General features: G+C 41.7%; 19 protein-coding genes and 2 tRNA genes. 17 read left to right on the top strand and 4 right to left on the bottom strand.

The genetic code is table 11. The features are described from left to right. Nucleotides 1-105: 105 nt before the first annotated feature. Nucleotides 106-327 (top strand): hypothetical protein, encoded by a 222-nt coding sequence (locus FO440_RS15890; RefSeq protein WP_144249277.1) that lies wholly within the window; start codon nt 106-108, stop codon nt 325-327. Between the two features lie 136 nt (nt 328-463). On the opposite strand, the gene FO440_RS15885 is transcribed toward FO440_RS15890, so the two are convergent. From FO440_RS15885 to hscB, 3 genes are all read right to left on the bottom strand, one after another. Then, a tRNA-Leu gene (locus FO440_RS15885) sits at nt 464-543 on the bottom strand. 272 nt (nt 544-815) lie between these two features. Further along, nucleotides 816-2,081 (bottom strand): fasciclin domain-containing protein, encoded by a 1,266-nt coding sequence (locus FO440_RS15880; protein WP_144249276.1) that lies wholly within the window; start codon nt 2,079-2,081, stop codon nt 816-818. Nucleotides 2,082-2,470: 389 nt separating this feature from the next. Further along, nucleotides 2,471-3,004, bottom strand: a complete 534-nt coding sequence (gene hscB, locus FO440_RS15875) for a Fe-S protein assembly co-chaperone HscB (RefSeq protein WP_144249275.1) — start codon at nt 3,002-3,004, stop codon at nt 2,471-2,473. A gap of 267 nt (nt 3,005-3,271) precedes the next feature. Here hscB and kdsA point away from each other — a divergent pair, with 267 nt between their 5' ends. The 10 genes from kdsA to FO440_RS15825 all read left to right on the top strand — a co-directional run bounded on the left by kdsA (nt 3,272) and on the right by FO440_RS15825 (nt 12,121). Further along, complete coding sequence (gene kdsA, locus FO440_RS15870) at nt 3,272-4,054, top strand: 3-deoxy-8-phosphooctulonate synthase (protein WP_144249274.1); 783 nt, start codon at nt 3,272-3,274, stop codon at nt 4,052-4,054. A 28-nt stretch (nt 4,055-4,082) separates the two neighbouring features. After that, nucleotides 4,083-5,012 (top strand): KpsF/GutQ family sugar-phosphate isomerase, encoded by a 930-nt coding sequence (locus FO440_RS15865; protein WP_144249273.1) that lies wholly within the window; start codon nt 4,083-4,085, stop codon nt 5,010-5,012. Nucleotides 5,013-5,174: 162 nt separating this feature from the next. Further along, nucleotides 5,175-5,256: transfer RNA gene (locus tag FO440_RS15860), tRNA-Leu, on the top strand. Nucleotides 5,257-5,356: 100 nt separating this feature from the next. Next, entirely contained in the window at nt 5,357-6,595 is a 1,239-nt protein-coding gene (locus FO440_RS15855) for a Na+/H+ antiporter (RefSeq protein WP_144249272.1), read from the top strand. 12 nt (nt 6,596-6,607) lie between these two features. After that, a complete protein-coding gene (locus tag FO440_RS15850) occupies nt 6,608-7,120 on the top strand; it encodes a GNAT family N-acetyltransferase (RefSeq protein ID WP_144249271.1) in 513 nt (170 codons plus the stop codon). A gap of 126 nt (nt 7,121-7,246) precedes the next feature. Next, on the top strand, nt 7,247-8,581 hold the full coding sequence (locus FO440_RS15845; protein WP_144249270.1) for an MFS transporter: 1,335 nt from the start codon (nt 7,247-7,249) through the stop codon (nt 8,579-8,581). A 30-nt stretch (nt 8,582-8,611) separates the two neighbouring features. Continuing rightward, nucleotides 8,612-9,913 (top strand): MFS transporter, encoded by a 1,302-nt coding sequence (locus FO440_RS15840; RefSeq protein WP_144249269.1) that lies wholly within the window; start codon nt 8,612-8,614, stop codon nt 9,911-9,913. A gap of 12 nt (nt 9,914-9,925) precedes the next feature. After that, a complete protein-coding gene (locus tag FO440_RS15835; protein WP_144249268.1) occupies nt 9,926-10,654 on the top strand; it encodes a (Fe-S)-binding protein in 729 nt (242 codons plus the stop codon). A 92-nt stretch (nt 10,655-10,746) separates the two neighbouring features. Then, nucleotides 10,747-11,322 carry a DUF4468 domain-containing protein gene (locus FO440_RS15830; RefSeq protein ID WP_144249267.1) on the top strand — a complete coding sequence of 192 codons (576 nt, stop codon included), beginning with the start codon at nt 10,747-10,749 and terminating at the stop codon, nt 11,320-11,322. A gap of 202 nt (nt 11,323-11,524) precedes the next feature. Continuing rightward, nucleotides 11,525-12,121, top strand: coding sequence for a DUF4468 domain-containing protein (locus FO440_RS15825; RefSeq protein WP_144249266.1), 597 nt, complete (start codon nt 11,525-11,527; stop codon nt 12,119-12,121). Nucleotides 12,122-12,198: 77 nt separating this feature from the next. On the opposite strand, the gene FO440_RS15820 is transcribed toward FO440_RS15825, so the two are convergent. Then, a complete protein-coding gene (locus FO440_RS15820; protein WP_144249265.1) occupies nt 12,199-14,436 on the bottom strand; it encodes a glycoside hydrolase family 2 protein in 2,238 nt (745 codons plus the stop codon). Nucleotides 14,437-14,595: 159 nt separating this feature from the next. Between FO440_RS15820 and FO440_RS15815 the strand changes: the two genes are divergently transcribed. From FO440_RS15815 to FO440_RS15790, 6 genes are all read left to right on the top strand, one after another. Continuing rightward, on the top strand, nt 14,596-14,823 hold the full coding sequence (locus FO440_RS15815) for a hypothetical protein (protein WP_144249264.1): 228 nt from the start codon (nt 14,596-14,598) through the stop codon (nt 14,821-14,823). A 129-nt stretch (nt 14,824-14,952) separates the two neighbouring features. Then, on the top strand, nt 14,953-16,878 hold the full coding sequence (thrS, locus tag FO440_RS15810) for a threonine--tRNA ligase (protein ID WP_144249263.1): 1,926 nt from the start codon (nt 14,953-14,955) through the stop codon (nt 16,876-16,878). Between the two features lies 1 nt (nt 16,879). Further along, nucleotides 16,880-17,446: a translation initiation factor IF-3 gene (gene infC, locus FO440_RS15805; protein ID WP_144249262.1), complete on the top strand. Its 567-nt coding sequence runs from the start codon at nt 16,880-16,882 to the stop codon at nt 17,444-17,446. Between the two features lie 73 nt (nt 17,447-17,519). Next, nucleotides 17,520-17,720 (top strand): 50S ribosomal protein L35, encoded by a 201-nt coding sequence (gene rpmI / locus FO440_RS15800; protein WP_144249261.1) that lies wholly within the window; start codon nt 17,520-17,522, stop codon nt 17,718-17,720. Nucleotides 17,721-17,794: 74 nt separating this feature from the next. Continuing rightward, nucleotides 17,795-18,139 (top strand): 50S ribosomal protein L20, encoded by a 345-nt coding sequence (gene rplT / locus FO440_RS15795; protein ID WP_144249260.1) that lies wholly within the window; start codon nt 17,795-17,797, stop codon nt 18,137-18,139. A gap of 191 nt (nt 18,140-18,330) precedes the next feature. Then, complete coding sequence (locus tag FO440_RS15790) at nt 18,331-21,369, top strand: amidohydrolase family protein (protein WP_144249259.1); 3,039 nt, start codon at nt 18,331-18,333, stop codon at nt 21,367-21,369. The last annotated feature ends 12 nt before the right edge of the window (nt 21,370-21,381 follow it).

Here is a 21,381-nt window from a genome sequence, read left to right as displayed (position 1 = left end):
GCACGTGGAATTGAGCCAATATAAGAGGCCCACATTATAAATGACGACAAATTCACGGAAAATAAAGCTTACTATAATGAAAAGTTTTATAAATTAAGATTCATATTGGATCTACATATTGTTGAATATGAACGCATAATTGAAGAAATAGATAACGCGTTAAACGAAATTCAATATGAGGAATGTATTTCTTTTGATTGGGCAGACCCCGACCTTACATTAAACTATCCAAATGTTGAATTACATGGTGAGATAACACCTATGACCGAATTTAGGCCATTGTTACTTGAATGGATTAATCATCGCAAACAAAATAAAAAAGCCTGATATAAATTTCTTGATTTGATAAAATAAAACGAAAAGCCGTTAACTTGATAATCTGCTATTCTCAAAAATATGCGGAAGAAGGGACTCGAACCCCCAAAAAATAACAAAGCCCTGATGTTTTCACGTCAAGGCTTTGTACCCAGCGCCGGAGTCGAACCGGCACGGTTTCCCACAGGTGTTTGAGACCAGCGCGTCTACCAATTCCGCCAGCTGGGCATGCTTAATCTGATGATGTCTTTCAACCCTCAGAAGCGGGATGCAAATGTATTTAAACTCTCCTTAATTCGCAACAGGTATTTTGTCTATATTAAATATTTTTTAAATTCCTTTTATGGCCTGTGGCATTTATGAGATTGAGTTAAATTAAAAATGCGGTATCTCTTAAGGCGATGAATTCTCTCGGTTAAGGGTCGTTATAACAATAAAGCCATGTAAAGTGTTAGTTTACATGGCTTTGTTGTTTGTAGCTCTAAGCTGTCAGAAATTTCTTATTGATTAGGATCTTGATAATTCATTGTCCACTCAGAAATCTGGAATAGTTGATCCGGAGGATTCAGACCGTCACCGGTTTGAAGTAAAACCAGGCGGTATGCCTTATAAGCCACCGTGTTATTAAAGGACCAACTTCTTAATTGATAGTTCGAACTCCAGTCCTGTTCCTGTTCTACGTCTAAGGTTACCCATTGCTCATCGGGGACTGTATCGTTCGCGGGATCAGCAAGCGTACCTTGTACTCTCCAGGCTCTTGGGTTACGATTATTTTCCTTAGAATCGTTGGCACTGGTCATCGAATAACTATTTACAGGTGTAGGCTTTGCGGGTTTCCAATACAATATAGGATACCAGTTGTTTTGAACGCTGATGTAACAGATAAATTTTGTACCCACGGTATTGTCAAAAAGATTCTTATATACCTCACCAGGCGATACTTGTCCGTCAGTATACCCTGAACCGGCAGGGAAAACAACCCACAAACTATCTGTTTTAGGGTTAATAACATCAGGTGGGGCAGGTATCAGCGTCATCCGCGATACAAACGAATCGAAACCAAATACGTGATCATCACTCATCAGGTTAACAATAGCGTTTTTTGTTTTAATATCAACCGACGAGGTGGTGCTTTTTGACCAATTGGAAACGAATAAGCTCCTTTTAGTATCGGCATATTCAACCAACGCGGCACCTCCGCCTACATAACCTTCAGCATCTCCATAAATCCGTTGGCCATGCATAGGGTAATTATTACGAACGGTGGCTACAGTCTGTCCGTCACCAACCGAGAAATCAGTAGACGTGTATTGATTCCGGATAATATACATCGAAACCATGGTATCTAACTGTGCCCTGTCACGGTTAGCCTTATTCTTGGCCTTAGGGTCAGTTATAGCGTCGCCGCCCTTGGCAAGCTGGGTCAAATAAACAGGGGCTTGTCCAAGACTTTGACGGATAGTATTTAAGTTTGAAATGGCGATTTTAAAACTCTGGTTAGACGGCGCGAATACCGTAACACTACTGTCAGTTAAAGTCTGTTGGTAACCTAAAGCGTTAACAACTAATAATAACGAATCATAAATTCCTGGCTTGCTTTTTAAATAATCATAAGCGGTTAAGTTGCCTGAACCTGCGACAGGCTTGCTGTCGTAGTAGCCTTTCTCCTTTTTACAGCCTGTTTGGACCATAAGCGCAATTGCTACAACTGCCGCAAAGCGTTTCCCAAATAAAAATGTTTTCATAATGCGTTTTTGTTTTTTCATAAATAGATTGGTTAATAAATAAATTGGTAGAATTGACTAAAGTCAGTTTAGTAAATTAGTGATCTTACTAATCAAATGGCTTTATATAACTAATTTTAGGGGGGGTAGGTGAATATTTAATCTTATAAAAAAATATTCATTTGTTCACCTAACGGCAAGTTGGCAAATTTGTTGTACAACTAATATTTATATTGTAAATATATCATAAAAGATTGTAAATATATCATAAAAGTGACAAAATTCTCTACTTAAGTATCGTTATTGAAGGGGCGTCGTTCATTACCGGCAACTTATGCTAAAGCGGTGCATATGGTATTTTATGTTGAGGGATTTTTTTTATACATACCGGATATCCTGAAAAACCACAAAAGATGGCCTATACTAATAGGCTAAATGGATAACCGCTGCGACACATTGGTCATGCTCTCCTTAATACGCAACAAATATTTTTGGCGGTAGTACACATTTGCAATTTCGTTTAAACGGCTTTCTTTGGCGGTATCGTCTAATTGTTCGTAATAGGTAGTAAGTGTATTTAATTCTTCGTTCATATCGCCTTCAATAGCAAGCACTTCGCCGGTTATGTGTCCTAACTCGGTAGCGTCTTCAACTTCCATAATACGTTCGTTTATATCCATCATCTCCATTAAAAAATCTGAAGGCAGCTGTGGTTTAGCACCTTCTGATACCAGGTCATGCAAGCGCAAAATATATTCCAATCGCTTGTTGGGGTCTGAAAGTGTTTGATAAGCCTTGTTGTTCAGGGTTGATAGTTCCAGGATCTCCTGCTGTTTAGCCTCACCCTCGTTGGCGTAAAAATCGGGATGATATTGTTTACTCAGCTCGTAAAACTTCTTTTTTAGCTGTACAGTATCAGGATTGAATGATTGCGGAATGGCGTAAAAGTCAAAATAATTGATCATAATGCAAAAGTACGGGATAGCGCATTATATTACGAGATTTTTAAGTATGAATTTACTGTAAAATTGTACCAAAATGTATCATGAAAGTAATTTCACAAAATTAGTTTTTTAATTATCAGGCATTTACAAAAACAGGTGTATCAACATGTATCACCGGGACACATTCAGTTTGGTACAGTAGTCATACTCTCTTAAGACAAACGCTACGTCTTTAGCAATAAACAAAGGCGATTAGTGGCTAATGATAAAAATTCTCATCTTTGCACCATGGCATTGTTTGAACAGATACGGCAGAAGCCGTTTTTTATATTGGGCCCATGTGTAATGGAGAACCAGGATCTTTTATATACCGTTGCCGATAAGGTGGCTGAATTGGGGCAGAAGTACCCGATACAGGTAGTATTTAAATCATCGTTTGATAAGGCTAACCGCACTTCCATACATTCATACCGCGGCCCGGGGATTGAGAAAGGCATGGAGATGCTGCAAAACGTAAAAGAGAAGTTTAACCTGCCTGTTACTACAGATATCCACGAGCCATACCAGGCTGCTGTAGCCGCACAGGTTGTTGATATCCTGCAGATACCGGCGTTTCTATGCCGCCAAACGGACCTATTGGTAGCTGCCGCGATAACCGGCAAGATCGTGAATGTAAAGAAGGCGCAGTTCTTATCAGGCCAGGATATGTTTTACCCCGCACAGAAGGTTGTTGAGGCCGGTAATGAACAGGTTATTTTAACCGAACGTGGCAACATGTACGGCTATAACAACCTGGCTGTCGATTTCAGGAACATCTATGACATGAAAGCCTTTGGCTACCCTGTTTGTATGGACTGTACGCACTCTGTACAGCGCCCGGGTGGGGCAGGGGGCAAAACCGGCGGTGACCGCACCTTTGTACCTATGATGGCCCTTGCCGCTAAAGCTTTTGGCGCTGACGGCTACTTTATGGAAGCGCACCCTGACCCGGACAACGCACTGAGCGATGGCCCTAACATGGTTAAACTGCACCAACTGGAAGAAGTGATAAAACCGTTAATTAACTACTAAATAAGGTATAACCGGGTGTGTTGAGGTCATGAAAGATATTGCCAAAAGGGTTTTTGAGGTCGAGATAGAATCGCTGCAGCATGTGGTTGGGCTGATAGACGATAGTTTTACTACAGTGGTTGAGGCCATATTGAACAGCAGCGGTAAGGTTATCGTTATCGGCATTGGTAAATCGGGATTGATCGGTAAAAAGATAGCAGCTACACTGTCAAGCACAGGCACGCCAAGCTTCTTTCTGCACCCCGGCGATGCTTTTCACGGCGACCTGGGTATAATCGGTTCTGAAGACGCAGTGATCCTGATCTCGTACTCGGGCGAGACTGACGAAGTGTTAAAAGTCATCCCATTCCTTAAATGGAATAAGAACGTGATTATCAGCATAACAGGTAATATTAATTCAACTATCGCTAAAAATAGCCGTCACCATTTAAACATTAAAATTACCCGCGAGGCCTGCCCGCTGGCATTGGCGCCAACATCGTCAACCACGGCAGCATTGGTTATGGGCGATGCTCTGGCTATTGCTTTGATGGAGTCGCGCAAGTTCCAGGAAGAAGACTTCGCCCGTTTTCACCCGGGCGGCAGTCTGGGCCGAAAACTGCTTACCCGAGTAAAAGACCTGATGCGTACAGATAATTTGCCGTTCATACAAACCGATGCACATTTTACAGACGTGCTGCTGCGTATGTCAGAAGGTAAGCTTGGTATGGTAATCGTAGGTGATAAAAATCATATATCAGGCCTGATAACCGATGGCGATCTGCGCCGAGCGCTGCTTAAAAACCCCGACGCATCCAAACTATCTGTTGAAGATATGATGACGACCAATCCCGTAATCGTCGACGGCGACGAATTTGTAAGCCAGATAGAGGGTCTAATGATGGATAAGAAGATAACTAACGTGTTGGTAGGTAATAATAGGAAGATAGTAGGCGTTTACCAGATCTATAATCAATAATATGATGTACTAATATTGTCTATTGTACATTCAACCGAAAAATTTATTGAATTGCTAACTCTATTAGAATCAATGCAATCCGCATCAATTGGCAAAATCTCACAAAAATATCTGTGAAATCACTTAAATAATCATATCTTTGTCGCTCTTAAAAATCCTAAAGCGGAAGTGGCGTAATTGGTAGCCGCACCAGACTTAGGATCTGGCGCTTCACGGCGTGGGGGTTCGAGTCCCTTCTTCCGCACAAAAAAGCCGTTAACTCATACAGTTAATGGCTTTTTTATTTTCAATTAAACCAATTAACGTTGGTAGTTTAACCCGGCAATAATACTTTTGTTAAACTGATGGAAAACTACACCGTTATATTAGTCATCATGGCGCTGATGATCGGGGCGTCGGGCATTGCCGAAAAGGTAAAGATCCCGGTACCTGTGCTACTGCTATTGGTTGGCATAGGTGTTGGCTTTGTACCGGCCATGCCGGGTATCGAACTGAACCCGGATATCATTATGCTGCTTTTCCTGCCTCCCTTATTGTATGATGCCGCGTTCAACATCTCGTTTGCAGAGTTCCGTACCAACCGTAATACCATCGGCACACTGGCCATTGGATTGGTGTTCCTGACAACTGCCGGGATAGCCGTTACCGCGCATTACCTCATAGCAGGCCTTTCATGGCCGCTGGCTTTTGTATTAGGCGCTATTCTTTCGGCTACCGATGCTGTCGCCGCTATGGGAATCACCAAGGGCTTGGGCCTGCCTCATAAAACCGTAACCATTCTTGAAGGTGAAAGCCTGGTTAATGATGCTTCGGCATTGGTGGCTTATCGTTTTGCTGTGGCGGCGGTTACAGGTATTGCCTTTGTTTGGTGGAAAGGTATTGTGCAATTTTTAATTGTATTGGGCGGCGGCTTCGTGATCGGGGTAGTAATGGCAAGAATATTGGCTTATACACTAAGATATTTTAAAGGCAATGCCATGGTAGTGGCAAGTTTGCTGCTTTTAATGCCATTTGTAACTTACCTTGTAGCCGAGCATTTTCATGTATCAGGTGTTATCGGTGTAGTCGTGTTAGGCTTGGGGATGTCGCGCCTAAGTCGTGAAAAGTTCCCGGAGAAGTTTAAAGAGCAGTCCCGTTACTTTTGGGAAGTGATCACATTCTTGCTTAACGGACTTATTTTCCTGCTGATAGGCTTACAGTTTCCTTTAGTGTTGAAGCATATGGCATCGGCTCAAATATGGCCGTTTATTGGTTATGCAGCAATTATAACTGCTGTAACTATCGTAATAAGATTGATCAGGGTTTACCTTCAGCAATTCGATCTGCAAAGAGCTTTTGAAGGTAAACGTAAAGTTAGTGAGGATGCCTTGTTTGATTCAAAGACAAGTTTTATTATTACCTGGTCGGGTATGCGGGGCATTGTTTCGTTAGCAATCGCGATAGGCTTACCTGTCACCCTGGAGAATGGCGCACCTTTTCCTATGCGAAACGAGATTGTTTTTCTGTCTATCGCTGTGGTATTGCTTTCTTTACTGGGCCAGGGGCTTACCTTGCCGTGGATAGTAAAACGACTAAAGAAGTAAATACCCAATTATATGGAACTGAAAGGAAATACATTCATATTAAGGCAATGGCAAGCCGGCGATGAGATATCATTGCAGCAACAGGCAAATAACAACAATATTTCGCGCTATTTATTTGACCGCTTCCCATATCCCTATACCTTGGCCGATGCAGCTAATTGGGTAGTAATGCTGCATGATCAAAGTCCCATAACAAATTTTGCCATTGTTATTAACGAACAGGTAGCGGGAGCTATAGAACTAAAACCAGAACACGATATTCATTATAAAACATTCACCTTGGGTTATTGGCTCGGCCAGGATCACTGGCGCAAAGGAATCATGACTAAAGCCGTCAATTTAATTACAAACTATGCCTTTCATAATTTTGATATCATCCGGATCCAGGCAATTGTAAATGATAATAACCCGGCCTCTATGCGTGTTCTCGAGAAAGCGGGTTTTAAAAAAGAGGGAATCCTTAAAAATGCGATAGTAAAAAATGGTGAGGTTATGGATGAGCATTTATATGCTTTGTTAAAATAATTAGAGTAAGTCCGGCTAACAAAAAACTCCACCAAAACGGAAACCGCGTTATAAGTAAAAATGATGCTTATCACCAACAAAGCATAGTTTTGTAACTGCCAAAAAATATATACTTTTAGCTTCTACATGGAAGAAAAAAACAACAAGAAAACTATTTGGGCATGGTGTATGTTCGATTGGGCAAACCAGTCATACAACATGGTGATCACGTCCACCATTTTCCCCGCATATTACGTAGGCATTACAGCTAATACCGTTTACGGTAAAAACACGGTTAGCTTCTTTGGTCATAAGTTTGTTAATACCGTATTGCAAAATTACATTTTAGCAGTATCGTACTTGCTCATTGTACTTTTATTACCAATACTAACATCAATTGCTGATTATCGCGGAGCTAAAAAATTATACCTTCAATTATTTACCTGGGTAGGTGCTTTGGCATGCGCCGGTTTGTTCTTTTTAAAAGAAGGCGGTCCGATAGAGTTTGGAATGATATGCTTTGGTTTAGCTACCATTGGCTATTGCGGGGGATTTGTTTTCTATAACTCCTATCTGCCACAAATAGCCACATTAGATAAACAGAATGACGTTAGCGCCAAAGGTTTTATCTATGGCTTTGCAGGCAGCATTGTAGTGCAATTGGTTTGTTTGGTAGGGGTGTTATTCCACAGTTCATTTGGAATCACTGAAGATATGGGGGCGCGGATCTCCTTTATCATTGTTTTTTTATGGTGGATAGGTTTTGCCATTATTCCTTTTAAGATATTACCTAAAGGTGAGCCTAACGCCGGATCCCATAAATTCAACGTAATTACAGGTGGGTTTAAAGAGTTGGGCAAGGTGTTCGGTAAAATAAAAAATATGCCTTTAGTTAAACGATTTTTACCTGCGTTTTTCTTTTATTCTGTAGGTGTGCAGACCATTATGCTTGTTGCTGCCGAATTTGCTGCAAAAGAATTACACATGAAAGACGATGACCTGATCACTATTATCCTGATCATACAAGTGGTAGCCATAATTGGTGCGTGGCTTACTTCTTTAGCCTCAAATAAATATGGTAATACAAAAGCGCTAATAGTTCTGGTAGTTTTTTGGACATTGACTTGTTTGAGTGTTTACTATATTTCTAACCAAAATCAATTTTATGTAGCGGCATTCGCAGTTGGGATAGTAATGGGCGGCGTCCAGTCTTTATCCCGTTCGACATATGCCAAATTGTTACCCGAGAATATTCCGGATACGGCATCTTATTTTAGTTTTTATGATGCAACTGAGAAACTATCTATTGTTGTAGGCCTTGCTGTTTTTGCTTTAGTAGAGGATTATACCCACGAAATGCGCGATTCGGCATTAGCGTTGGATTGCTTTTTTGTTGTCGGACTGATATTATTGATAGCCTTATTTGCCGCCGAAAAGAAAGCTAAAAATGAATCGACCACATTACATGCAGAAGTAGTTTAATGAAGAAATATTCACTCAAGATATCAGTCAGTGGAGAAGAACGATAAAAAAACTATTCGCGCCTGGGCCTTCTTTGATTGGGCTAACTCGGCATATAACCTGGTTATTACATCAACTATTTTTCCGGCTTATTACGTGGCTATAACAGCTAATAAAGCTACCGGGGATAGGGTGATGTTTTTCGGTAAAAGTTTTGTAAATACAGCTTTGTCAGATTACGCTCTTGCTGCATCTTACCTGATTGTGGCACTGCTGTTACCCATTTTGACCTCGATAGCCGATTACCAGGGAAACAAAAAGATCTTCATGAAGTGCTTTACGTGGCTGGGTGCAATATCATGCTGCTGTCTATTCTTTTTTAAGCTGAGTACTTTAGAGTTTGGTATCATTTGTTTTGGCCTCGCGGCAATAGGTTATACCGGCGGGTTTGTATTTTATAATTCATACCTGCCCGAAATTGCAACGTTGGATATGCAGGATAAAGTAAGCGCTAAAGGCTTTACCTATGGTTACATAGGCAGCGTTTTACTACAGATCATTTGTTTTGTATTTGTACTTTTTCCAAAAAACTTTGGGTTATCAGCATCTGGCGCGGCGCAGCTATCATTTTTGATGGTAGGGGTGTGGTGGATAGGGTTCGCATACATTCCATTCACTGTATTGCCAAAAGGCAGCCCCAATGCACATTCCAATCATCAAAATATTATAAAGGGCGGTTTTATTGAGTTAGGGAAAGTATGGCAGCAGGTTAAGAATATGCCTTTGTTAAAACGTTATCTGCCAGCATTCTTTTTCTACTCGATGGGCGTACAAACCATTATGCTGGTTGCCGCAAGTTTTGGCGCCAAAGTACTGAATTTGCCTACGCCGAACTTGATTACAGTTGTGCTGATAATTCAGCTTGTTGCCATCGGCGGCGCCAACCTGATGTCCAAGCTGTCTGAGAAATATGGTAACGTATTGGTGCTGGCAGGTGTGGTTGTCGTTTGGATACTGGCTTGCGTGGGTGCTTATTTAACTACAACTGCATTTCAATTTTATGGTTTAGCCGGTATTGTAGGCCTGATCATGGGAGGGATCCAATCGCTTTCCCGGTCAACTTATTCTAAATACCTGCCTCAAAATATCCCCGATACTGCATCTTTTTTTAGCTTTTATGATGTGACTGAGAAGCTGGCAATTGTAGGCGGAATGTTCAGTTTTGGATTTATTGAAGAGCTTACCGGGAACATGCGTAACTCGGCACTAATGCTTTGTGTTTTCTTTATGATTGGTTTGGTATTGCTAATTTCTTTGCATCAACAAGAAAAGAAAATCCGAAAAAAAAGTTGAAATTAGCGGCCAATGAAGACTGAACTATTTATTCCTTGTTTCATAGACCAGTTATTTCCCGAAACTGCTTTTAATACGGCCAAGTTACTTGAAAAGGCAGGCTGTGTTGTTGAATATAATCCGGATCAGACTTGCTGCGGGCAGCCCGCTTTCAATGCCGGTTTTTGGGACGATGCCAAAGAAGTAGGCAGTAAATTTCTGAATGGATTTTCGGACGATAGCGTTATTGTAACGCCATCAGCATCGTGCACAGGTATGGTTAAGAACTATTATAACGACTTGTTCACTAATACAGTTATTCATAACAAATGCAGAACCATACAAGGCAATATTTATGAACTGTCAGACTTTTTAGTGAATATCTTACAGTTTGATTACTTCGGTGCCGAACTGGATGGCCGTGCTGTTTATCATGATAGCTGTGCAGCTTTGCGCGAATGCCAGCTCAAACAGGAACCTCGTCAATTATTATCAAAAGTTTTAGGCCTTGAACTGGTCGACCTGCCGCAGGGCGATACCTGTTGTGGTTTTGGTGGTACATTCACGGTTAAGTTTGACGCTATATCAAGCGCTATGGCACAACAGAAAGTAGACTATGCACTTGGTGTTGAAGCGGATTACATTATTTCGACCGATGCTTCCTGCCTGTTACACCTGCAAAGCTACATCGACAAAAACAGCTTGCCCATTAAAACCATGCACCTTGCCGATGTACTAGCAAATGGTTGGGGTAATGTATAATGTTTTAAATAAATTTTCGTTATGTTAAACGAATTAAATCATTAGCCATAACAGCGGCAGCCAATTATAAATATTACCTTAATTAATCATTTATGAGAAAGTTATTTTTACTAACATTTGTACTGATCAGCCAAATTACATTCGCTCAAAAAAAGAAGCTCGAGATGCCGAATGTCCCATTTAAAAACGGCGAAATTGTTTACGAAAAGTCCTACAACGTAGCGGGCCAATCAGCAGATCAACTTTACAGCAATTCTGAATCGTGGTTTGTAAAGCGTTATAAAAGCGCCGAAGGAATTGAAACTAAAGACAAGCCAACAGGGAAAGTTATAGGCAATGGTACTGAATTTTTAACGTTTGATGGCCCGTTCAGTACGGATGTTGATTGTAAGGTAAAAATGATGATCCAAATTGATAGTAAAGACGGCGGTTATAATGTACGTATATATAACATTGTTTACGGTTACCAAAGTGATCCCACCAAAGAAAGAGAGTTTTGTAAAGCAGAAGATATGATGAATTATATTTTAGGCCAAAAGGTTAAAAATGCCGAAGGTTATAACCCGGTTCCTTTTAACAAAAATAATTCAAAGAGAGCACTTGGTAAATTAAATGGTTTAATTGATAACGTTATGGCATCTATTAATCAGACTATGACCGGCAAATAATTAACCGGATTTGGTTTATTGTCATAATTTATACAATAATATTCTTAAGCCAGATAGAATCTGACAAGTATTTTAAGACTATTCATAACGATGAAATTGTTAGTTCAATTTCATCTTTTTTTTATTTTCAAAGCTGTTAAACGAAGTTTAACAGCTGCTGTCAAAGTTAAAACGCCTTAATTCTTCAACCTAATCATCACCCATGAAAAAGCTACCGCTATTAATATTTATACTATTTGCCAAGACTACATTTGCACAAAAAGACACTGTTGGTTTAAATACACCTTTTATCAACGGAGATGTCATGTATCAAAAAGTTTTTAGCGCGCCGGGTAAATCAAATGTACAACTGTTTGGCAATGCCCAATTGTGGTTTATAAAGCATTATAAAAATACTAAAAGTATCCAAATTCAGGACGATGTTATTGGGCGTGTTGTTGGCAATGGGCGGGAATTGTTGACATTTAAAAGTATATTAGAAATGGAACGGGATTACGATGTCGATATGACTATTCAGATAGATTGCAAAAATGGCAGATATCGAACACGCATCTACAATATTGTTATTGAAACTGAAGATACGAACAAGGTGAAAAACTTACTTTATGCGGAAAAGTTAATGAATTATTTGCTCGGCAATAAAACCGACCTTGCTTTATCGGGTGGTGTAAACCCTTTTAACAAAAATCAATCGAAAAGAGCACTTCAAAGCTTAAATGTTTTGGCTGGCAATATCATGTCATCAATAAATCAAACCGTAAGTGATGCTGATAATCTGAATGATGCTGATAATTTTTAACGGTAAACTTTAAAATATAAAGAGGCTGTCTCACTTTTGAGACAGCCTCTTTGTTTATATTATAGTTAATAGCCTTATTATAGCTTAGTTTTGCTAAGTATTGAAAGCCCGGCATCGATATATTGGCCACCAACCGTTTGTTTACAGTGAATAGCTATAATGTTTTTGCCGTTGGTTTTAATTGCGGCTTTGCCTTCGGCATTCATTGGCACTACGGTATAGGCAGATGAATATCCGCTGATAGCGGCAGCTTTAACACCATTGATATAAACTTCGCAATCCTCATCATGGTGAACGTACAACACCAGTTTATCTTTTTGTTCGGCTGTCAGGTTACCCAATGTAAATTCCTGGCGCAGCCAAATGTTGTCTGTAGTCCAGTTGGTTTTTATGTTACCGCCCGGTGTACCTTTGCTGCCAAAACCAGCCGGTCCTGTTTTCCATGATGCATCGTTAAACGCGGTTTGAAACCATTCGCCTTGCGGTTCGTCAGTGGTGTATTTCCACTCGCGGGCTTGTTTTTGTGATGATGGTAAAACCTCTTTAATATAAAGGTTGTCATGGATCACCTTATAATTTGCCGCGTAGATCTTATCGATATCACCTTTAATCACCTCGCGATCATAAGTTAGTAAACCATTTAACTCAACTTCAACATCGGTAATTTCTGTGTAAACCGCTGCACTTAAACCCATGTTGGTTTTATAAAGCGTTAAGTCGTCTGCAAACTTATTGTACAGATCGGTATAATCATTTTTGTTGTTGATCATGATATAGGTGTCACCAACTTTCCAGGTATGATCTGGGATGATGAAACCGATACCACCGTATTCACCGCAGGCCAAAACCTGTGTCTTGCTGAAAGGTACTGCCGGTGGCGGATAACTGTGGATATCCAGAAAGTCACCAACACCAAAGTGGTTACCACCACTGGCCTGGTTAATTAAACGCGACGGGTCAAGCTTATGTACCATGCTTACTAAGCCTGCTGTATTATGCTGTGCCTGTGCTTCATTAAATATCACCCAGGTTACAATACTTGGCGAGTTCCAGTGGGTTTTGATCAAACGGGTTAATTCAGACCTGAACTCGGCAGTGTCAACAGGAGGCACATGCTCGGTATATGAATTTGGCGAAGGCATATCCTGCCAAACCAATAGTCCCAGCTTATCTGCCCAGTAATACCAGCGATAAGGCTCATATTTAATGTGCTTACGCACCATGTTATAACCAAATTTCTTGATCATTTCCAGGTCGTACTTTAAGGCTGCGTCGGTAGGGGCAGTGTAGCCGCCATCAGGCCAGAAGCCCTGGTCTAACGGGCCTAACTGGAACAGAAATTTATTATTCAGATACAGTTTTTTAAAGCCGCCTTCTTCTTGAACAGAGATCTTACGCATACCAAAATAGCTGGATACCGCGTCAGTGCTTGCGCCGCCTTTGTTTAGCGCGATATCTAAGTTATAAAGGAACGGGCTATCGGGCAACCACAGTTTAGGATTAGCCACCTTAACGCTGGTTTCAACATTAGGTTTTATAGATACCGTGCTAATCACGTTGTTGCCATCTTTTACCTTTACCGAAACCGATGCACCTGCGGCATTACCTGTTGTATTAACAGTTAGCTTAACAGCTGAGTTATCAACGTCCGGAACGATCTTGATCTCGCTGATGCTGGTTTTAGCAACGGGCTCGGCCCAAACTGTTTGCCAGATACCGGTAACAGATGTGTACATTATTCCCTGCGGATTTAACGTTTGCTTGCCGCGCGGATAGCCCCCGTTATCAGTTGGATCGTAAACACGTACGGTAAGTTCTTGGGGGCCTGTACCTTTCAGGGCGGCCGTAACATCATACGCAAACGGGTCATAACCGCCTTTGTGTATACCAAAGCTTTTGCCGTTTACAAATACCTCCGACTCAAAATCAACTGCGCCGAAATGTAAAATAACGTTCTTGCCTTTCCAGGCTGCGGGTACAGTAAAGCTGCGTCGATACCATAAACGGTCATGATGTTCTCTTACACCAGACAAGGCCGACTCAACCGGGAATGGAACAAGGATAGTTTTGGTTAGTTTGCCGGTAGGCAACGCGTCGCCGGCAGCGCCGGGCTGGTATTGCCAGATGCCGTTAAGGTTAAGCCATTCTTTACGCACCAGTTGAGGGCGCGGATATTCGGGCAATACATGATCGGGGTTTACGTCCTTGGCAAACTTGCTCATTAACGGAGCGGTTTTAGGCTGCCAGGTTTGGGCAAATAACGCGGACGAAAATCCGGTACAGAGCAATAAAGTAAATACTTTTTTCAGATTCATAAGTTAAAACAGGAAGTTATCAGGTTGATTAATTGCGCTAAAAGTAAATAAACTTTTTAAGAAACCGCACTGCTGATGCCTTACCATTATCTAAAGACATTTACAGTCCGTTAAGTCATAACAAAGATTATTTGGCAATTGATTTGCTACACGATAGATATGAAAAAGTATAGATCGGCTGATCTTGATACAGGAGTAATTGCCTACGAAACAGAGGCCGACAGCATTAGTGTAAAATTCAGGGATGGGTCGGTTTATGTTTATACCAATAAAAGTGCCGGCCCCGCTGCTATTGCCGAGATGAAAATACTGGCTGAGAAAGGGGTTGGGTTAACTACGTATATCAATCGGCATGTAAGGGAGCATTACGAAAAGAAATTACGATAGGCTGTTTAACTATACCGTTATAAGAGCCATTATAATTCTAAAATTATTGTAAATTCGCACACAAATAACAGGTCACACACGTAGGTGACCGCAAAACGTAATTTTATAAACTTTAAATCATAGTTGTAGATGATTAATATTACACTACCCGATGGGTCCGTACGTCAGTATGACGCAGGGATCACTGCCATGGAGATCGCACTGTCGATCTCTGAAGGCTTAGCCCGTAACGTATTAGCAGCCGAAGTTGACGGCCAGGTTTGGGACGCAAGCCGCGCGATTGAAAAAGACGCGCACGTAAAACTGTTAACCTGGAACGATACACAAGGTAAATCAACTTTTTGGCATTCGTCTGCTCACTTAATGGCTGAGGCGCTTGAGGCCTTATACCCGGGAACAAAATTTGGTATCGGCCCGGCTATTGAAACCGGCTTTTACTATGATGTAGATTTTGGCGACCGCGAATTTTCGTCAGAGGAGTTCAAGAAAATTGAAGATAAGATCATTGAGCTAGCAAAAACTAAAGAAACATTTGTCCGCACACCTGTTTCAAAGGCTGATGCTATAACTTATTTTACTGAAAAGGATGATGAGTACAAGTTGGACCTGATCAAGGACCTGCCTGACGGCTCGATCACTTTTTATACACAGGGTAACTTCACCGACCTTTGCCGCGGGCCGCACATCCCTAACACTGGTTTCATAAAGGCTGTTAAGTTAATGAGCGTTGCCGGCGCTTACTGGCGCGGCGACGAAAGCCGTAAGCAGCTAACCCGTATTTATGGCGTAACATTCCCCAAAGCAAGCGAGTTAACAGATTACCTGCATTTGCTGGAAGAAGCTAAGAAACGCGATCACCGTAAGCTGGGTAAAGAACTGGAACTGTTTGCTTTCTCAGAGAAAGTAGGCATGGGCCTGCCTTTGTGGTTACCAAAAGGCACTGCCTTGCGCGAACGCCTGGCAAGTTTCCTACAAAAAGCGCAGGTTAAAGCGGGTTATGAGCAGGTGATCACTCCGCACATAGGTCATAAAAATCTATATGTAACCTCAGGCCACTATGAAAAATATGGTGCCGACTCTTTCCAGCCGATAAAAACTCCGCAGGAAGGAGAGGAGTTCTTCTTAAAACCGATGAACTGCCCGCACCATTGCGAGATCTACAAAACAAAACCACGGTCATACAAAGACCTTCCGGTTCGTTTGGCCGAGTTTGGTACTGTATACCGTTATGAGCAAAGCGGTGAACTGCATGGTTTAACCCGCGTACGCGGATTTACACAGGACGACGCGCATTTATTTTGCCGTCCCGACCAGGTGAAAGAAGAATTTATGAAGGTGATAGACCTGGTATTGTATGTATTCAAAGCTTTGGGCTTTGAAGATTATACTGCGCAGGTATCGCTTCGCGACCCGGAAAATAAGGCCAAATACATTGGTACCGACGAGAACTGGGCGCTTGCAGAAAGCGCTATCATTGAAGCTGCTGACGAAAAGGGTTTAAAAACTGTAGTTGAATTAGGCGAAGCCGCGTTTTACGGTCCTAAGCTTGATTTTATGGTGAAGGATGCTCTTGGCCGTAAATGGCAATTAGGCACTATCCAGGTTGATTATAACCTGCCTGAACGTTTCGAGTTAGAATATACCGGAAGCGACAACATGAAACACCGCCCGGTAATGATCCACCGCGCGCCATTTGGCTCACTGGAACGATTTGTGGCTGTGTTAATTGAGCATTGTGCCGGTAATTTCCCGCTTTGGTTATCGCCCGAACAATTTATTATCCTGCCTATCTCTGAAAAATATGAAGAATATGCAAAAAAACTTTCAGATGAGTTAAAAGATTCCGATATTTGCGGGCTGATTGACTTTAGGGATGAAAAAATTGGTCGAAAGATCCGTGATGCCGAAGTCAAAAAGATCCCATATATGCTGATTGTAGGCGAAAAAGAAGCAGAAGAAAACTTTGTTTCTGTTCGTAAACATGGTCAGGGCGACTTGGGAAGAATGAGTATAGAAGAATTTAAAAAACAAATAATTAAAGAAATAACCGTATAACTTGGCATTAAACAAACCCTTCAACAGAGGACCAAGGCTTCCTTTCAAGAAAAAAGAAGCCGAACACAACATTAATCAATTTATCAGGGCTGCAGAAGTTCGTTTAGTAGGCGACAATGTAGAACAGGGTGTTTATTCCCTAAAAGATGCTTTGGCTATTGCCGAAGAGCAGGAATTAGACCTGGTAGAGATATCTCCAAACGCCGTTCCGCCGGTTTGTAAAGTAACTGACTATAACAAGTTTATTTACGAACAAAAGAAAAAGCTTAAAGAGATAAAGAGCAATGCCAAGCAAACAGTTATAAAAGAAATTCGCTTCGGCCCTAATACTGATGACCATGACTTTGATTTTAAATTAAAGCATGCTACCAAATTTTTAGAAGCCGGCGAAAAGGTTAGGGCATACGTACATTTTAAAGGCCGTGCTATTGTTTACAAAGAGCAGGGCGAAATATTGTTACTGCGTTTTGCACAGGCTTTAGAAGAAGTAGGCAAAGTTGAGCAGTTGCCAAAACTGGAAGGAAAGCGGATGTTTTTAACCGTAGCCTCAAAAGGAGCTAAAAAGTAATTATAACGTGCTGTTGCACATAAAGATAACGCGTTGAGATAACGCAGGTAACTAACACAAATAAATAACGGATATGCCAAAAATGAAAACCAATTCCAGTGCTAAAAAGCGTTTTAAGCTTACTGGAACCGGTAAAATTGCAAGAAAGAACGCATACAAAAGCCACATCTTAACCAAGATGTCTACAAAACGTAAGCGTAACCTAACTCACACCAGTTTAGTTTCTGATGCTGATATGGGTAACGTAAAACGTATGCTTGCAATCGGAAAGTAATTAACAAATTAATTAACCAGGTATTAGAGTATTAAAGATCTTTTAAAGACACTCACTACCAAAAAACAAACAAAATGCCACGTTCAGTTAACGCCGTAGCGTCGAGAAGACGCAGAAAAAGGATCATGATCCTCGCCAAAGGTTATTGGGGATCACGCAGCAAGGTTTACACCGTTGCTAAAAACACAGTAGAAAAAGGTTTACAATACGCCTACCGCGACCGTAAAACCAAGAAAAGAGAATTTAGAGCTTTATGGATCCAGCGTATCAACGCAGGTGCCCGTCAGCACGGAATATCTTACTCACAATTAATGGGTAAATTAGCCGCTAAAAACATTGGTTTAAATCGTAAAGTATTAGCTGATTTAGCTATGAACAACCCTGATGCTTTTAAAGCAGTGGTTGACGCGGTGAAATAAGTCGTATATTTTAAATATTATAAAAAAGACCTGCAGTAATGCGGGTCTTTTTTGTTTATAAATATTTGGCTGCCTGTTACTTTTGATTGAGTAGCTATGTTTTTCCTCTATCTAACATTTCTGTTACTACGTAAAAAACTTATTTTTTACAATTATATTCGGTGATACTTAACTGACTCCTAATTAATCACATGAAGAAACTTATACTTTGTGGTTTTGCTGTGCTTTTGCTTAACTACTCAAAAGCGCAGCAAACCTTTCCTGTTAATGGCGTACAGGATATCCGCCCGGGGTTATACGCTTTTACAAACGCCACTATAGTGGTAAACTCGCAGCAAACTATTCAGAACGGCACTTTATTAATTAAAGACCGGGTAATTGAATCTGTAGGTGCCGGTACAGCTATCCCGAAGGGATATGTTGTTGTCGACCTTAAAGGAAAATATATTTATCCAAGCCTGATTGATGCTTACACAACTTACGGTTTACCTGATGCGCCGCGCCAAGCTTTTACCGGGCGTACCATCACACCCTTATCAACAAAACCAGGCGCTTATGGCTGGAACGAAGCCATCCGCCCGGAAATGAATGTAAAGTCGATATTTCATTCTGACGGATCAAAAGCCGAGGCATTTAAAAAGAATGGATTTGGTGCGGTACAATCGTTAATTCATGACGGCATTGCAAGAGGTACATCAGTTGTTGCAACATTGGGCGATGAACGTGATAACCTGGTTGTTTTGAAGGACGAAGCGGCTGCAAATTATTCATTTTCAAAAGGTACAGCGGCAACTAACTATCCATCTTCATTAATGGGGAGTATCGCCCTGATCAGGCAAACTTATCTTGATGCGCAATGGTACAATAGCCAGAAAGAAGAATATAATATTTCATTAGCCGAGTTTAACCGTCAGCAAAACCTACCGCAGATATTTGAGGCTGGTGATCAATTAATGGTATTACGTGCCGATAAAATAGCCAAAGAGTTTGGTAAGAAATACGTGTATAAAACAGATGGCGACGAATACCGCCGCATGGATGCCATGAAAGCAACCGGCAGTAGTTTCATTATTCCGCTTACGTTCCCTGATGCTTTTGATGTGGAGGATCCGCTACAAGCCCGTAAGATCTCTTACGAACAGTTAAAAGACTGGGAACTTGCACCTAACAATCCGGCACTGATGGAAAAGGCAGGCATCCGTTTTGCAATAACCTCGTTCGGTTTAAATAACCCACGCGATTTTTGGACAAACCTGCGCACTGCCATTGAGCATGGCTTGACCGAAGCACAGGCCTTAAGATCACTTACCGAGATCCCCGCAGAAATGTTAGGTGTAAGCGATAAGGTTGGCACACTTGCCAAAGGCAAAATGGCCAACTTCCTGATCACGTCTGACGATCTGTTTAAAAAAGAAAATGTGATCTATGAGAATTGGGTAGAAGGCAGGCAGTATATAGTAAGCCGGGTAAGCGCCATTAACCTGGCAGGCAATTATAAACTAAGCGGTGATGGATTGGCAGGTATAGAACTGAAGGTCACGGGCAATCCCGGCTCGTATGATTTGAGTGCCCAGCGTACTGGTGCTGACAGTGTGCGTGCCCGCGGTACTTTTATCCGCAATGGCGATATGGTTACTTTATATTTCGACCTGAAAAACAAACCTTCCGGGACTATCCGCTTAAATGGTTACATCTCGAATACCTCGCCTTTAACTTTAACCGGCGGCGCTACTTTGCCTGACGGCAGTTCAACCAATTGGTCGGCTGTGTATTCAGGTCCGGTACCTGCGGCCGAACACCGTGAACAGCCAAAGCCTGATCTAAGTTATGGGCCGGTTGTATATCCGTTCGCCGCCTTTGGTAATGCTGAAATTCCAAAGGCCGAAACGGTTTTATTTAAAAACGCGACCGTCTGGACAAACGAGAAAGAAGGCATCATAAAAAATGCCGATGTATTGATTGAAAACGGAAAGATCAAAGCGGTAGGCAAAAATTTATCGGCAGGTAATGCCAAAGTGATTGATGCTACGGGCAAACATATTACCGCTGGTATAGTAGATGAGCATTCGCACATTGCTGCTACAGGTGGTATTAACGAAGGAACACAGTCTGTTACCTCAGAAGTGAGGATAGGCGATGTGTTGGATTCAGAAGATATTAACCTTTATCGTCAATTAGCGGGCGGTGTTACCACGTCGCATATCCTGCATGGATCGGCAAATCCGGTCGGCGGTCAAACTATGCTGATCAAACACCGATGGGGGGTGCTGCCCGAACAATTGAAACTGGATGGTGCTGCGGGTTTTATCAAATTTGCCTTAGGCGAAAATGTGAAGCAAAGTAACTTTAACATACCGGGCGGCCCTAATACCCGTTTCCCTCAATCGCGTATGGGGGTTGAGCAGGTTTATGTTGATGCCTTTACCCGTGCTAAGGAATATAAAGCGGCGCTTGCCGTAAAAGGCAACCATGTACGCCGCGACCTTGAACTGGATGCCCTGGTAGAGATACTGGAAGATAAAAGACATATCACTTGCCACTCGTACGTGCAGTCAGAGATCAATATGCTGATCCACGTGGCCGATTCGATGGGCTTTAAAGTAAATACGTTTACCCACATTCTTGAAGGTTATAAAGTGGCCGATAAAATGAAAACACACGGCATTGCCGGTTCTACTTTTTCTGATTGGTGGGCGTACAAAAACGAGGTTAGCGAAGCTATTCCATATAACGGCAAGATCATGCATGATATGGGTGTGGTTACCGCCTTTAATTCTGATGATGAAGAAATGGCCCGTCGCCTAAACCAGGAAGCAGGTAAAGCGGTTACCTATGGCCATATGAGCGAAGAAGAAGCGCTGAAGCTTGTTACCCTTAATCCTGCAAAAATGCTGCATGTTGATGATAAGATCGGCAGCTTAAAGGCTGGCAAAGATGCCGACCTGGTTGTCTGGTCGACAGATCCCTTATCGATTTACGCTGTTGCCGAAAAAACTTATGTAGATGGTGTCCCTTATTGGGATTACGACAAAGATGCAGCTAAACAAAAAGAATTACAGGCTGATGAGGCCCGAATCATTCAAAAAATGTTAGCAGCCAAAAATAAAGGAGCTACCACACAACCGGCCGGTGTTGGTGGCCGTAAGCGACCTGTTTATGATTGCGATACAATTGAAGACGGTGCCTATGTGGTAGCTGATGATTATAACGGAATGCTTAAATCTAAATAAGGACACAACACC

Origin of the sequence: Mucilaginibacter corticis, from assembly GCF_007558865.1 — a bacterium.
GTDB classification, from domain to species: Bacteria; Bacteroidota; Bacteroidia; order Sphingobacteriales; family Sphingobacteriaceae; genus Mucilaginibacter; species Mucilaginibacter corticis.
The sequence above is the reverse complement of the archived record's forward strand: the minus strand, read 5'-3'. Positions and strand labels throughout refer to the sequence as shown.